The sequence below is a fragment of the Curtobacterium sp. PvP017 genome, from assembly GCF_054060195.1.
Map to the genome: position 1 here is coordinate 58,152 of NZ_JBSSCY010000008.1, position 14,159 is coordinate 72,310.

General features: G+C 70.5%; 14 protein-coding genes. 5 read left to right on the plus strand and 9 right to left on the minus strand.

The annotated features are described in order from the left end of the window. The first annotated feature begins 91 nt into the window (after nt 1–91). Nucleotides 92–1,495, plus strand: coding sequence for a class II fumarate hydratase (locus tag ACVKXF_RS15125; RefSeq protein WP_456796225.1), 1,404 nt, complete (start codon nt 92–94; stop codon nt 1,493–1,495). Nucleotides 1,496–1,618: 123 nt separating this feature from the next. Here the strand turns inward: ACVKXF_RS15125 and ACVKXF_RS15130 are convergent, their stop codons facing one another. From ACVKXF_RS15130 to ACVKXF_RS15140, 3 genes are all read right to left on the minus strand, one after another. Next, nucleotides 1,619–2,980 carry a PhoH family protein gene (locus tag ACVKXF_RS15130; protein WP_456796226.1) on the minus strand — a complete coding sequence of 454 codons (1,362 nt, stop codon included), beginning with the start codon at nt 2,978–2,980 and terminating at the stop codon, nt 1,619–1,621. A gap of 264 nt (nt 2,981–3,244) precedes the next feature. Further along, nucleotides 3,245–4,354: an aminotransferase class V-fold PLP-dependent enzyme gene (locus ACVKXF_RS15135; RefSeq protein WP_396290371.1), complete on the minus strand. Its 1,110-nt coding sequence runs from the start codon at nt 4,352–4,354 to the stop codon at nt 3,245–3,247. 115 nt (nt 4,355–4,469) lie between these two features. Then, a complete protein-coding gene (locus ACVKXF_RS15140) occupies nt 4,470–5,255 on the minus strand; it encodes an isoprenyl transferase (RefSeq protein WP_173170760.1) in 786 nt (261 codons plus the stop codon). 95 nt (nt 5,256–5,350) lie between these two features. On the opposite strand from ACVKXF_RS15140, the gene trhA reads away from it, so the two are divergent. Beyond that, on the plus strand, nt 5,351–6,058 hold the full coding sequence (gene trhA / locus ACVKXF_RS15145; protein ID WP_123313276.1) for a PAQR family membrane homeostasis protein TrhA: 708 nt from the start codon (nt 5,351–5,353) through the stop codon (nt 6,056–6,058). Between the two features lie 130 nt (nt 6,059–6,188). Here the strand turns inward: trhA and ACVKXF_RS15150 are convergent, their stop codons facing one another. Next, nucleotides 6,189–6,494 carry a hypothetical protein gene (locus ACVKXF_RS15150; RefSeq protein ID WP_111084812.1) on the minus strand — a complete coding sequence of 102 codons (306 nt, stop codon included), beginning with the start codon at nt 6,492–6,494 and terminating at the stop codon, nt 6,189–6,191. Further along, nucleotides 6,491–7,381, minus strand: coding sequence for a mycothiol conjugate amidase Mca (gene mca / locus ACVKXF_RS15155; protein WP_222659880.1), 891 nt, complete (start codon nt 7,379–7,381; stop codon nt 6,491–6,493). Before mca ends, ACVKXF_RS15150 begins: the two co-directional genes overlap by 4 nt. A gap of 187 nt (nt 7,382–7,568) precedes the next feature. Between mca and ACVKXF_RS15160 the strand changes: the two genes are divergently transcribed. After that, complete coding sequence (locus tag ACVKXF_RS15160; protein WP_261784264.1) at nt 7,569–7,895, plus strand: DUF4307 domain-containing protein; 327 nt, start codon at nt 7,569–7,571, stop codon at nt 7,893–7,895. A gap of 71 nt (nt 7,896–7,966) precedes the next feature. Continuing rightward, complete coding sequence (greA, locus tag ACVKXF_RS15165) at nt 7,967–8,455, plus strand: transcription elongation factor GreA (RefSeq protein WP_111084815.1); 489 nt, start codon at nt 7,967–7,969, stop codon at nt 8,453–8,455. 132 nt (nt 8,456–8,587) lie between these two features. Here greA and ilvA read toward each other — a convergent pair whose 3' ends face one another. Further along, nucleotides 8,588–9,847 (minus strand): threonine ammonia-lyase, encoded by a 1,260-nt coding sequence (gene ilvA, locus ACVKXF_RS15170; RefSeq protein ID WP_123313273.1) that lies wholly within the window; start codon nt 9,845–9,847, stop codon nt 8,588–8,590. 62 nt (nt 9,848–9,909) lie between these two features. Continuing rightward, nucleotides 9,910–11,160 (minus strand): AI-2E family transporter, encoded by a 1,251-nt coding sequence (locus ACVKXF_RS15175; protein WP_340197312.1) that lies wholly within the window; start codon nt 11,158–11,160, stop codon nt 9,910–9,912. A 92-nt stretch (nt 11,161–11,252) separates the two neighbouring features. Here ACVKXF_RS15175 and ACVKXF_RS15180 point away from each other — a divergent pair, with 92 nt between their 5' ends. Beyond that, a complete protein-coding gene (locus ACVKXF_RS15180) occupies nt 11,253–12,524 on the plus strand; it encodes a winged helix-turn-helix domain-containing protein (protein ID WP_456796227.1) in 1,272 nt (423 codons plus the stop codon). 6 nt (nt 12,525–12,530) lie between these two features. On the opposite strand, the gene ACVKXF_RS15185 is transcribed toward ACVKXF_RS15180, so the two are convergent. Then, complete coding sequence (locus ACVKXF_RS15185) at nt 12,531–13,433, minus strand: M48 family metalloprotease (protein ID WP_456796228.1); 903 nt, start codon at nt 13,431–13,433, stop codon at nt 12,531–12,533. A gap of 19 nt (nt 13,434–13,452) precedes the next feature. After that, nucleotides 13,453–14,034: a LemA family protein gene (locus ACVKXF_RS15190; protein WP_111084820.1), complete on the minus strand. Its 582-nt coding sequence runs from the start codon at nt 14,032–14,034 to the stop codon at nt 13,453–13,455. Nucleotides 14,035–14,159: the final 125 nt, after the last annotated feature.

Below are 14,159 nucleotides of genomic sequence, written 5' to 3' on the forward strand. Positions count from 1 at the left end.
CCGGTTCCGTGACCCACGGAGACCTCGTGCGCCGGCGCAGTCCCCCGACGCGACCGCGTCCGGCGAGCACCCCAGGAAGGACCACGACGACGTGACCGACACCACCGAGACCGAGTTCCGCATCGAGCACGACACCATGGGCGAGGTGCGGGTGCCGAAGTCGGCCCTGTACCGCGCCCAGACCCAGCGTGCGGTCGAGAACTTCCCCATCTCGGGCACCGGGCTCGAGTCGGCGCAGATCATCGCGCTCGCACGCATCAAGCGCGCGGCGGCACTCGTCAACGGCGAACTTGGCATCGTCGAGCCCGCTGTCGCCGACGCCATCGCCGGCGCGGCGGACCTGGTCATCGGTGGGCAGCACCACGACCAGTTCCCCGTCGACGTCTACCAGACCGGCAGCGGCACGTCGTCGAACATGAACATGAACGAGGTCCTGGCAACCCTGGCGTCGGAGATCGGCGGCACCGCGGTGCACCCGAACGACCACGTCAACGCCTCGCAGTCCTCGAACGACGTGTTCCCGACCTCGGTGCACGTCGCCGTGACCGAGGCCCTGCTCCGCACGCTCGTGCCGTCGCTCCAGCACCTCGCCGAATCGCTCGAGGCCAAGGCGACGCTGTGGGCCGACGCTGTGAAGTCGGGCCGCACGCACCTGATGGACGCCACCCCGGTCACCCTCGGGCAGGAGTTCGGCGGCTACGCGCGCCAGATCCGCCTGGGCATCGAGCGGGTGACCGCGACGCTGCCCCGCGTCGCCGAGGTCCCGCTCGGCGGCACCGCCGTCGGCACCGGCATCAACACCCCGAAGGGCTTCCCGCAGCGGGTCATCGCCCAGCTCGCGGCGGACACCGACCTGCCGATCACCGAGGCCGTCGACCACTTCGAGGCCCAGGGTGCGCGCGATGCCCTGGTCGAGGCCTCCGGGGCGCTCAAGGTGCTCGCAGTCAGCCTGACGAAGATCAACAACGACCTGCGCTGGATGGGCTCCGGCCCGAACACGGGGCTCGGCGAACTCCACATCCCCGACCTGCAGCCGGGCTCGTCGATCATGCCCGGCAAGGTCAACCCGGTCATCCCCGAGGCGACCCTGATGGTCGGCGCGCGGGTCATCGGCAACGACGCCACCATCGCCTGGGCGGGTGCGTCCGGTTCGTTCGAGCTCAACGTCGCGATCCCCGTGATGGGTACGGCCCTGCTCGAGTCGATCCGACTGCTGGCGAACAGCTCGCGGGTGCTGGCCGACAAGACCATCGACGGCCTGCAGGCGAACCTCGAGCGCGCCCGGGCCTTCGCCGAGTCCTCGCCGTCCATCGTCACCCCGCTCAACCGGGTCATCGGCTACGAGGCCGCCGCGAAGGTGGCGAAGTACGCCGTCGCCGAGGGCATCACCGTCCGGCAGGCGGTCGTGGCGCTCGGGCACGTCGAGCGTGGCGAGGTCACCGAGGAGCAGCTCGACGCGGCACTGGACGTCCTGTCCATGACCCACCCGAACTGAGCCCTCCGCCTCAGCGCTGACGCCTCCGCGCTGACCGCTCCGCGCTGACCCCTCCGCCGAGGCGACAGATCTCCGCGAACCGTTCGCGGAGATCTGTCGCTTTCACGAGGGGTTTGCCGGGCGCTACACCAGGTCGGGCGAGTCCAGCAGGTCCGTCACGAGGGCGGCGATCGCGGAGCGCTCCGACCGGGTCAGCGTGACGTGCGCGAACAGGGGGTGGCCCTTGAGCCGCTCGATGACGCTCGCGATGCCGTCGTGGCGGCCGACCCGCAGGTTGTCGCGCTGCGCGACGTCGTGGGTGAGCACGACGCGGGAGTTCTGCCCGATGCGGGAGAGCATCGTCAGCAGGACGTTCCGTTCGAGCGACTGGGCCTCGTCGACGATCACGAACGCGTCGTGCAGGGACCGACCGCGGATGTGCGTGAGCGGCAGCACCTCGATCAGCCCCCGTTCGACGACCTCGTCGAGGACGTTGTCGGACACCACCGAACCGAGGGTGTCGTAGACCGCCTGCGCCCACGGGTTCATCTTCTCGCCGGCGTCACCGGGCAGGAAGCCGAGGTCCTGGCCGCCCACGGCGTACAGCGGCCGGAACACCATGATCTTCTTGTGCTGCTGCCGCTCGAGCACCGCTTCGAGCCCGGCGCACAGGGCCAACGCCGACTTGCCGGTACCCGCGCTGCCGCCCAGGGACACGATGCCGATCTCGGAGTCGAGCAGCGCGTCGATCGCGAGCCGCTGCTCGGCGGACCGGCCGCGCAGCCCGAACACCTCGCGGTCGCCGCGCACCAGCGCCACGGACCCGGCGGTGTGCACGCGGCCGAGGGCCGACCCGCGCTCGGAGTGGATGACGACGCCGGTGTTGACCGGCACGCCGTCGAGCTGGACGGACCGGATCTCCTCCTTCTCGTACAGGTCGGCCATCTGCTCGCCGGACACCTGCAGGTCGGCGATGCCGGTGTAGCCGGAGTCCACCGCGAGCTCGGCGCGGTACTCCTCCGCCGCCATGCCGATCGAGGACGCCTTGACGCGCAGGGGCAGGTCCTTCGAGACGACGACGACGTCGAGCCCGTCGTTCTGCAGGTTCGAGGCGACGGCGAGGATGCGGGAGTCGTTGTCGCCGAGCTGCAGCCCGGACGGCAGCACGGACTGGTTGGAGTGGTTCAGCTCGACGCGGAACGAACCGCCGTCACCGAGCGCGATCGGGAAGTCGAGCCGTTCGTGTTCGATGCGCATCTCGTCGAGCAGCCGCAGGGCCTGCCGCGCGAAGTACCCGATCTCCGGGTCGTTCCGCTTCGACTCGAGTTCGCTGACGACCACCACGGGCAGGACCACCGCGTGCTCGGCGAAGCGGAACAACGCCCGCGGATCACTGAGGAGCACCGATGTGTCGAGCACGTACGTGCGCTGGGCGACCGACGTGGACGAGTTCGCGGTGGGCTGGTGCTGGGTTCCGCGAGAGACGTTCTGAGAGGTCACGACCACTCCATCCCCGGGCCGCGAGCAGCCCGGTCCATGTCCTCGAACGCGGCCGTGGAGCGGGTCCCGAAGCACCGACTGTGGCCGCTTCGATCGGGCGCGGTGCCCGATGGGGACAACGTACGTCCGGCCTCCGACACCCCGCCAGCGACACGCGGTCCCCGGCGTTACGGTCACGTGAACAACGCGGCGTTCTGCACGTCCACACCCGCGAAAGCGACAGATCTCCGCGAACCGTTCGCGGAGATCTGTCGCTCTGGCGGAACTCTGCTACTGCAGCGTGGCGTACGAGACGCAGGCGTCCCGGAACATGTCGAGCGTCTCGTCGGTGGTCGACGCGAACACCGACACCCGCGCGACGCCGAGCCGCGTGGTCGCCGTGACACCGTGGTTGTGCAGCGCGGCGGACAGTGCCGTCAGGCGCCCCTCGGCCGGCCGTAGCACGACGATGCCGGCGCGCTCGCGCGGGTCGCGACTGGACTCGACCTCGAGCCCGAACTCGTCCGCGATCGCGAACACGCGCTCGACGCGCTCGGTGACGCGCTCCTGCACGGCGGCGACACCGACGGCGGTCAGCCGGTCCAGCGACACCGCCAGGCGGGCCTGCGCGATCGGGTCGATGCGGGTCATCTGGTACCCGGCTGCACCGGGGCGCACGGCGGGGACGTCGACGGGCCAGCCGGTGGTGCCGTGCGGACCGGACAGCGCCGGACGCAGGCGGTTCAGGGCGCGGTCGCTGAACGCGGTGAAGCCCGTGCCCCAGCCGGCGTGCAGCCACTTCTGGCCGCCCGTCGCGACGACGTCCGCGATCTCGTACGGGGCGTCGACGACTCCGAAGCCCTGGATCGCGTCGAGGATCAGCAGGCGGTCGCCGATGACCTCGCGGATGCCGGCGAGGTCGGCCAGGTAGCCGGTGCGCCAGTCGACCAACGAGACCGCCACGGCCGTCACGTCGTCGGTCAGGCGCTCCTGGATGAGCGACGGGGTCATCCACCCGACACCGGACTCGATGACGACGGGCTGGACCCGGCCGCCGGTCGCCGATGCGGCGCTCGCCAGCGCGAGCGGCAGCGACGGGTACTCGTCCGCCGACACCAACACCCCGCCGGTCAGGCCGAAGGCGGTGTGCAGCAGGCCGGGGGTGGTGGCGGTCTGCGAGACGACCTGGTCCTCGCGGCGACCGACCAGCCGGGCGGCGACGGTGCGGACGCGGGCGTCCTGCTCGTCGAGCGTCTCCATGGCGCCGAAGCGCATGTGCTCCTGGATCGTGCCGAGCACGCGCTGCTCCTCGAGCACGGCGGTCTGCACGGGGCCGAACGCGGCGTGGTCGAGGTAGCCGGGGTCTTCGGAGAAGCCGGCGGCGTACTCGTCGATGTTCACAGGTGGTGCACCTTTCACGGGGTGGAACCCTGTGAGCCTACTGGGACGGGGCTGCCGGGGCCGAACCGACGCGGGACGTGGCCAGCGCGTCAGCAGCTTGGGCGACGTCCGTCGGTCAGCCGCCGAAGCGTCGCGAGCGGAGGCCGAAGTCGCGGACGGCGCGCAGGAAGTCGACCTCGCGCAGGTCGGGGTAGAGCGCCTCGACGAAGTAGAACTCGCTGTGTGCGCTCTGCCACAGCATGAAGTCGGACAACCGCTGCTCGCCCGAGGTCCGGATCACCAGGTCGGGGTCGGGCTGGCCCTGGGTGTACAGGTGGTCGCCGATGAGCTCGGGGGTCAGGACCTCGGCCAGGGTGTCGATCGTGCCGCCGCCCGCGCCGTGCGATTCCACGATGCTCCGCATGGCGTCGGCGATCTCACGGCGTCCGCCGTACCCGACGGCCAGGTTGATGTGGAGGCCGGTGCGGCCGGCGGTGCGCTCCTCGGCCTGGGCGAGCGCGGACACGAGCGAGTCGGGCAGGCCTTCGTTCGACCCGACGTGCTGGACGCGCCAGTCCGTGGTGTCGGCCAGGACCCCGGCCAGGTCGCCGATGATCCCGACGAGCTCGCTGAGTTCCGCTCCGGCACGCCCGGTCAGGTTGTCGGCGGAGAGCAGGTACAGCGTCACGACCTCGATGCCGAGCTCGTCGCACCAGGTCAGGAACTCGGGGATCTTCGCGGCGCCGGCGCGGTGGCCGTGTGCGGCGGACTCGAGCCCGAGCTGCTTCGCCCACCGACGGTTGCCGTCGACGATCATGGCGACGTGCTTGGGCTTCGCGCTGCCCTCGATCTGGCGGCGGATGCGGCTCTGGTAGGCGCGGTAGAGGATCCCTCGTCCTGCCCATCCCACCCTGCCGGTCACGCACCGAGCGTAGTGCACCGTCGGTCGGAGCGTCCCGAGTGCGGCTCCCCCGGAACTCGTGGCATCCGTTCGGGCGCGGGGCTTACAGTCGCACCATGCAGGACGAGCACGAGACCGCCACCCTCCCCCACGTCCCGTTCACCGAAGAAGCCGCGACGACCACGGAGGACACCCGCCCCGCCTGGCGCGGCTGGATCCACCTCGGAGCGTTCCCGTTCGCCGTCGCGATGGGCATCGTCCTCATCGCCCTCGCCGACAGCACCGCGGCGAAGGTCGGCAGTGCGGTGTTCATGGCGACGTCGCTGGCCATGTTCGGGGTCTCCGCGACGTACCACCGGTTCCCGTGGGGGCCGACCGTCAAGGCGGTGCTCAAGCGCATCGACCACACGAACATCCTGCTGCTCATCGCCGGCACCTACACGCCGATCGCGATCTGCGCCCTGCCGCACACCCTGATGGTGGTCGTGCTCTGGGTGATGTGGTCCGGGGCGGCGCTCGGGATCGCCTTCCGGGTGCTCTGGATCAACGCGCCGCGGTGGCTGTACGTGCCGATCTACCTGGTGCTCGGGTGCGCAGCGCTCGGGCTGCTGCCGCAGTTCTTCGCGGCGAGCGTGCCGATGACGGTGCTCGTGCTGTCCGGTGGCGTCGCCTACATCATCGGGGCGCTGGTCTACGGCTTCAAGCGGCCGAACCCGGTCCCCACCCAGTTCGGCTTCCACGAGGTGTTCCACGCCCTGACGGTGGTGGCCTTCGGCGCGCAGTGGGTCGGCGTGCTCATCGTCGCCCTGGACCCGGTGCGCTGACCGTCCGTCGCACGTTCCTTCCCAGAACGGGTGCGATGCCGGATCGTTCCGGGCGTACTCACCCGGAACTTCCGACCAGGTACGCCCAATTCGACCAGGTACGCCCGGTTCCGGCGGGTGCGCTAGCGCGTCAACCGCGCTCGGTGTCGTCCCCGACGTCGGCGCGGCCGTCCTCGGCCGCCCGCCGCTCCGACTCGTCCGTCGCCGGACCGTCGACCGCGGTGCCGTTCGCTTCCGCCTCAAGACGCTCGCGGATCTCCGACCGGTAGCGCGTCCGCCGGATGCGTCGGGTCATGTCGACGACCAGGACGATCGTCGCGACGGCCACGAGCGCGATGGCGATGAAGCCGACGACACCCGGGGTGACGTTCACGTCCGGTACGACGCTGGGGCTGGGACTGGGGGTGGCGGCGAGTGCCGCCGCGATGGAGCTCACGGGGTCGGTTCCTTGTCGGCTGGGATCCCGGCGAACAGGTCGGTCTCCGGGAGCTCGGTCGGCACGCGGGCCTCCACGAGCTGGTAGTCCTCGGTCGGCCACACCGTGGCCAGGAGGTCGTTCGGCCAGTAGAAGAACGCACTGTCCGGCGCCACCTGGCTGGCGTGGGCACGGAGCGCGGCGTCGCGGTGGTCGAAGTACTCGTGCACGTCGACGTGCGTGGTGGCGAGGTCCGGTCGGTCGGCGAACCGCTCGACCCACTCGCGCAGCTGTTCGATCGCGGGGCTGTCCGGGTCGCGCTCCTGCAGCGCCTCGAAGATGGTGCTGAAGCGTCGCGGGTTCATCGTGCGCTCGTAGTAGAGCTTCGCGATCGACCACGGTTCGCCGGCGCCGGGGTACGCAGCGGGGTCCGCCGCGGCGGTCCAGGCGGCGACGGACACCTCGTGCGTGCGGATGTGGTCGGGGTGCGGGTAGCCGCCGTTCTCGTCGTAGGTGACGAGCACGTGCGGGCGGAAGCGTCGGATGACCCGGACGAGCGCCTCGGTGCTGTACTCGAGCGGCACGGTCGAGAAGGTGCCGGGTCGGACGGTCTCACCCTTGTCGGCGTCGGGCAGACCGGAGTCGTGGTAGCCGAGCCACAGGTGGTCGATGCCGAGGGCTGCCTGCGCGGCGGCCATCTCGGTGCGGCGGTACCCGGCCATGTCGCGGTGCGCACGGCTGGTCGCCGGCTCGCCGAGCTGGTCGTTCAGGATGTCGCCGGCCTCACCGCCCGTGCAGGACACGACGAGCACCTCGTGCCCCTCGGCCACGTACTTCGCCGCGGTCGCCGCCCCCTTGCTCGACTCGTCGTCGGGGTGGGCGTGGACGGCCAGCAAGCGGTACGGCACAGGACTTCCTCACGTGTGGTGAGCGTGGGCGAGCGGGGACGGGAAGTGCACAGCGACGCGTGAACTACCCTGGGATCAGGATAATCACCCCGGGAGCCCCGAACTGTCCGAACAGCACCACGCCGCCACCCTCGACGACCGCTACGGCCGCACCCCGGCCCGCGCGCGCCGCAGCAAGGCCGTCGCGATCACCGCCGCGATCGCCGTCGTCGTGGTCTTCGCCGCCTGGGTGATCTGGGCGGGTCTGGACCAGTCCGACCGCGGCCTGACCGACGACGTCGTGGGGTACGAGGTCCTCTCCCAGCACAGCACGGTCGTGCACTCGCAGGTCTCCGTCGACCCGGGGGTCCGCGCGAAGTGCGCCGTCCAGGTCCTCGACAAGAGCTACTCGATCGTGGGTTGGAAGGAGATCACCCTCGCCCCGTCCGAGCAGCGCACGCGCAGCGTCAGCACCGAGGTGACGACGACGACCCGTGGCGTCACCGGCTTGATCCACGACTGCTGGATTCCCTAGACTGACCTGATTCGCCTCTCGAGACCGACCACTCGGCCGGTCTCGTTTTTTCATGGTCGAAGGGACAGAAGATGAGCAACGACACGCAGGTCACCTGGCTGACCCAGGAGGCGCACGACCGTCTCCAGGCGGAGCTCGACGAGCTGAGCGGCGAGGGCCGTGCCGAGATCGCGCGCCGCATCGAGGCCGCTCGCGAAGAGGGCGACCTCAAGGAGAACGGCGGCTACCACGCCGCCAAGGACGAGCAGGGCAAGATCGAGGCGCGTATCCGCGTCCTCACGAACCTCCTCAAGCACGCCACCGTCAGCGAAGCCGTCTTCGACGGCACGGTCGAGCCCGGCACGGTCGTCACCGCCGTCATCGCGGGCGACGAGTCGACCTTCCTGGTCGGTAGCCGCGAGATCGTCGCCGAGGGCTCCGACCTGACGGTCTACAGCCCGGTCAGCCCCGTCGGCGCTGCGATCGTCGGCCTCAAGGCCGGCGACAAGGCCACCTACACGGCGCCGAACGGCAAGGAGATCGCGGTCGAGGTCGTCAAGATCGAGCGCTACGAGCCGTAGGCCCGGCCCTCTGCAGACGGGAGGCCCGTGGCGACACCGCCACGGGCCTCCCGTCTGTCCGCTGGTCGCGCCCAGAGCGCGCACCGCATTTCCGACAGTCCACGCGTCGAACGACTCGTGGATCGTCGCGGACTAGTGCTCGAGGAGCTCCGGGCGGAAGCCGACCTCGTGGAGGCGCTGGATGACCTCCTGCGCGTGTTCGGGGCCGCGGGCCTCGATCGACAGGTCGAGGGCGACCTCGTTGATGACCAGGCCCTGTCCGTGGCGGGTGTGCAGGACCTCGACCACGTTCGCACCGGCGTCCGAAATCACCTGCGCGACCCGGGCGAGCTGGCCCGGGCGGTCCGGCAGCATGATGCGGATGCCGATGTACCGTGATGCGGCGACCAGACCGCGGGTGATCACGCGCTCCATCATGAGCGGGTCGATGTTGCCGCCGCTCAGCAGCACGACGGTGCGCCCGGTGTCGCGGACGGCACCCGACATGATGGCGGCGACGCCGACGGCGCCGGCGGCCTCGACCACGAGCTTGGCGCGCTCGAGCAGCACGAGCAGGGCTCGGGCGGTGTCGTCGTCGGAGACCGTGACGATGTCGTCGACCAGGTCGCGGATGATCGGAAAGTTCAGGTCACCGGGGCGGGCGACCGCGATGCCGTCGGAGATGGTCGGCTTCGTCGTGATGGTGACGGGTTCGCCGGCGCGGATCGACGACGGGTAGGCGGCCGCGTTCTCGGCCTGCACCCCGATGACCTTGATCGGGCGCCCGAGCCGCTCGGCCATGCCCTTGACCGCGAGGGCGATGCCGGAGATCACACCGCCACCGCCGATCGGCACGACGACGGTGTCGACGTCGGGCACCTGGTCGATGATCTCGAGACCGAGGGTGCCCTGACCGGCGATGACGGCCGGGTGGTCGAACGGCGGGATGAAGACCGCTCCGGTGTGCGCGGCGAAGTCCTTCGCGGCGCTCAGCGCTTCCTCCACCGAGTGGCCGCGCAGCACGACCTCGGCACCGTAGTGGCGGGTGGCCTGCAGCTTCGGCAGCGCGACGCCGACCGGGGTGAAGATCGTCGCCGGGATGCCGAGCTCGCGTGCGGCGAGGGCGACGCCCTGGGCGTGGTTGCCGGCGCTGGCGGCGACGACGCCCTTGGCGCGCTGTTCCGCGGACAGGGTCGACAGACGGTTGTACGCGCCGCGGACCTTGTACGCACCGGTGCGCTGCAGGTTCTCGCACTTCAGGTGCACGGGCGACCCGAGCAGTTCGGCCAGGAACTGCGAGGTCTCCATCGGGGTGACGCGCGCGACGCCCGAGATGGTCTCCCGTGCCGTCTCGATGTCCGCGAGGGTGGGGATCGCGGCGAGCGTGTGCTGGGAGGCGCTGGTGTCGGTCACTCCCCCATCATCGTCGTTCCGGGCGTTCGCGGCGAACCCGTGACACGAGGGATCGTGCAGCGTCAGCCTGCCGTTCCCTTGACCGCGGTCGGCTGCTCGTCGGTGCCGGGCTTCGGGACGTCACCGCGGCGCTCCCGCAGCTTCAGGATCCGGCGGCGACGCTTCGTCCTGACGTTCTCGTCGTGCGCCTCCTGCTTGGCCTCGCGCACGTGGTCGGAGTCCATCGTCTTCCAGCGGCCGCTCGAGATCGTCGTGACCATCGAGTTGACGGTCGCGATGAGCGGGACGGCGAAGAACGCGCCCGCGATGCCCGCCAGGCCCGAGGCCGCGGTGACCCCGAGGACGACGGCGAGCGGGTGCACCTTGACGGCGCTGCCCATGACGAGCGGCTGCAGGATGTGCCCCTCGACCTGCTGCACGATGAGGATGACGACGAGCATCCAGACCGCGGCCACCCAGCCGTTGAACACCAGGGCGACGAAGACCGCCAGGAACCCGGTGACGATCGCCCCGACCACCGGGATGAACGACCCGAGGAAGACGAACACGGCGATCGGCACGACGAGCGGCAGCTGCAGGATCGCGGCGCCGATGCCGATGCCGACGGCGTCGACGAACGCGACGAAGATCTGCACCCGGATGAAGCTCGTCAGCGTCGTCCACCCCGCGACACCCGCGCCGTCGATCGCGCTGCGGGCGTTCTTCGGGAAGAGCCGGACCGTCCAGCGCCAGACGTTCTTGCCGTCGATGAGCAGGAAGATCACCGTGAAGATGACGATGAACAGGCCCGTGAGGATGTGCGTCAGCGACGACCCCGCGCTGGCCACTCCGGACAGGATCGAGCCGGAGTTGCTCTGCAGCCAGTCGGTCGCCTGGTTGAGGTAGGAGTTCAGGTCCTTCTGGCTGATGCCGAGCCCGGACCCGAGCACGAAGTCGCGGATGTTGTCGTACTGCGACAGCGTGCGGTCGCGGAGCGACGGGTACGCGGCGGCGATCTGGTCGACGACGAGCCAGATGAGCGCCCCGACGGCGGCGAGTCCCCCGACCAGGCTGACGATGACGGCGACCCACTTCGGCACGTGGTGTCGCTGCATCCAGTTCGACAGCGGGACCAGGAGCGCGGCGACCACGATGCCGATGAGGAACGGGATGAGGATCTCGCTGAAGAGCGTCACCAGGTAGATGACCACCGCGACGACGCCCACCACGACGAGGATGCGCCACGACCACGCACCGGCGATCCGCATGCCGGGCGGCACCGCGTCATCGACGACGACGGGATCGGTGTGCGGTGTCTTCTTGCCCCAGGCCATGGGCCGATCCTAGCGATGCGCTCGGCGTCGCGTTCCAGATACGGCATACGTTCCGACGCCGTGCTGTCGGCGGGGTTCGGTAGCGTCGGCGCATGGTCAGGTCCTCGCTCTCCGCTGCCGAAGCCCGCCGCGTCGCCCTCGCCGCGCAGGGGTTCGGTCGGCCGCCGTCGACGGACGTCTCGACGCGCGCGGTGAACGCCGCCTTCGCCCGTCTCGGGCTGCTGCAGATCGACTCCGTGAACGTGTTCGAACGCAGCCACTACCTGCCGCTCTTCGCACGCCTGGGGGCGTACGACCGGTCCACGCTCGACCGGCTGACCCTCGGTCGGTCCGGCCCGTACACCGAGTACTGGGCGCACGAGGCCGCCCTCATCCCGCGCGACGACCTGCGGCTGTTCCGCTGGCGGATGGACGCCCTGCGGCAGCGCGACGCCGGCCCGACCCGGATCGACGGCGTCACCCGCACCGCCGAGGTCCGACGCGAGCTGCACGCGCTGCTGCGTGCCGAGGGGCCGATGCGAGCCAGCGCGGTCGAGCACGAGTCGAACGTGCGCCGTGGACCGTGGTGGGGCTGGAGCGACGTGAAGACCGGACTCGAGCAGATGTTCCGTTGGGGCGAGGCCGTGAGTGCGGGACGGTCGGGGTTCGAGCGCGTGTACGCCCTGCCCGAGCAGGTCCTGCCGGCCGGCTTCCTCAAGACGGCGCCACCGCGCGCCGACGCCGTCCTCGACCTCGTGCGGCACGCCACCCGCGCCCTCGGTGTCGGCACCCGCGCGGACATCGCCGACTACTACCGGCTGCGGTCGGACGACACCGCGGCCGCCATCGCGGAGCTGACCGCCGCCGGCGAGCTCCTGCCCGTGCGGGTCGAGGGCTGGGGCGAGCGGGCCTGGCTCCACCCCGACGCCCGGGTGCCCCGACAGCTCACCGCCGACGCCGTGCTCAGCCCGTTCGACCCGGTCGTGTGGTTCCGCCGCCGGGCGGAGCGCATGTACGGGTTCCACTACCGGATCGAGATCTACACACCGGCGCCGAAGCGGGTCTTCGGGTACTACGTGCTCCCCGTGCTGCAGGACGACCGGCTCGTCGGCCGGGTCGACCTGAAGAGCGACCGGCAGCGGGGCGTGCTTCGGGTCCGGACCGCGTGGCAGGAACCCGGCGAGCACCTCGACGCCGAGCGGCTGGCCGAGACCCTCCGACGCACCGCCGCGTGGCAGGGACTCGACGCGATCGAGGTCACCGATCGGGGCACGGCCGCGGCGGCCGTCGCCGGCGCGCTCGGCCTCTCGCTGGTCCCCCACGAGGCCGTGGACGACGCCGATCCCCCGGAACCAGCCGAGCAACTCGACGCAGCGGAGGCCTGACCGGCGTCAGAAGCGGTCGGCGTTCGCCCGCAACCGCGCGATGCGGTCCGGCAGCGGCGGGTGCGTGGAGAACAGCCGGTCCATCACACCGGGGCGCATCGGGTCGGCGATCCACAGGTGGGCCATCGACGAGTTCTGCGTCTGCATCGGGCGACCGTACGCGCCGAGCTTCTCGAGCGCCCGTGCGAGACCTTCTGGATGGCGGGTCGTCATCGCACCGGTGGCGTCGGCGAGGTACTCGCGCTGCCGGGACACGGCGGCCTGCACACCCGCTGCGGCGATCGGCGCGACGACGACGGCCACGATGCCGGCGATGAGCAGCACGGGGTTCGCGCCGCCACCGTTGTCGGAGTTGCGGTTCCGGCCGCCGGACAGGCCGCTGAAGATCGAGATGCGCAGGAGCACGTCGGCGATCAGGCCGACGGCCACCACCAGCCCGAACACCATCGTCGAGATCCGGATGTCGTAGTTCCTGACGTGGCCGAGCTCGTGGGCCATCACGCCCTGCAGCTCCTGGTCGTCCATGATCTGCAGCAGCCCGGTCGTCGCGGCCACGACGGCGTGCTCGGGATCGCGCCCGGTGGCGAAGGCGTTCGGCGACGGGTCCTGGATGACGTAGACCCGGGGCATCGGCATGCCGGTCGAGATCGCCAGGTTCTCGACCGTCCGCCAGAGCCGCGGTTCGGAGGTGCGGTCGATCTCGATGCCGCCGGCGATGGCGGTCGCCTGCCGAGCGGCGAAGAAGTACTGCAGCACCGCGTAGCCCAGCGCGACCGCGAGGACGATGACGCCGATCGAGACGTTCCCGGCCAGGTAGCCGCCCAGGAACCCGAGCGCGCCGATGATCAGCAGGAAGACCAGGACGATGACGACGGTGTTGCGCTTGTTCCGCGCGATGGCGCTGTACACGGCAGCTGCGGGACTGGGGTCAGAACTGGACGCGCGGCGGCTCGGCGATCGCTGCCGGCTCGGCGGTCTCGAAGAACGTCGCCTCGGCGAAGCCCCGCCGCTTGGCGAACGTGGAGTTCGGGAAGACCCGGATCTTCGTGTTCAGCTCGCGCACGCCGCCGTTGTAGAAGCGCCGGGCGGACTGGATCTTGTCCTCGGTGTCGACGAGCTCGGTCTGCAGCTGCAGGAAGTTCTGGCTCGACTGCAGCTGCGGGTACCCCTCGGCGACCGCGAACACGCTCTTCAGCGCCTTCTGCATGTGCCCCTCGGCCGCGGAGGCCGTCCCGGCGTCTCCGGCCGTGAGGGTCTCCGAGCGCGCCTTGGTGACGTCGTCGAAGACGGCCTTCTCGTGGGTGGCGTACCCCTTGACCGTGTCGACGATGGTCGGGATGAGGTCGGCACGCCGCTTCAGCTGCACCGAGATGTCGCTCCAGGCCTCGTCCACCCGGACCTTGAGCGTGACGAGGGAGTTGTACGTCACCCAGAGGTAGATCCCGATGATGACCAGGATCACCACCACCACTCCGACGACGATCAGCGTCGTGACGAGTCCGGTGTCCATGTGGGGGTGCTCCTTCTCGCGTTCGGATCCGCGGTGCTGCGTGGCCTGAACGGCCGTCGTGAAGTCTACCGACGCGTGCGCGGTGCTCCCGTCGACCGCCAGGGTTCACGGGCGATTCCCGAGTC

What these genes read in the sequence shown, in the direction of transcription:
- trhA (WP_123313276.1), top strand. Translation starts at nt 5,351, where the DNA reads ATGCAGGACGAGCACGAGACCGCCACCCTCCCCCACGTCCCGTTCACC.
- greA (WP_111084815.1), top strand. Translation starts at nt 7,967, where the DNA reads ATGAGCAACGACACGCAGGTCACCTGGCTGACCCAGGAGGCGCACGAC.
- ACVKXF_RS15175 (WP_340197312.1), bottom strand. Translation starts at nt 11,160, where the DNA reads ATGGCCTGGGGCAAGAAGACACCGCACACCGATCCCGTCGTCGTCGAT.
- ACVKXF_RS15180 (WP_456796227.1), top strand. Translation starts at nt 11,253, where the DNA reads ATGGTCAGGTCCTCGCTCTCCGCTGCCGAAGCCCGCCGCGTCGCCCTC.
- ACVKXF_RS15190 (WP_111084820.1), bottom strand. Translation starts at nt 14,034, where the DNA reads ATGGACACCGGACTCGTCACGACGCTGATCGTCGTCGGAGTGGTGGTG.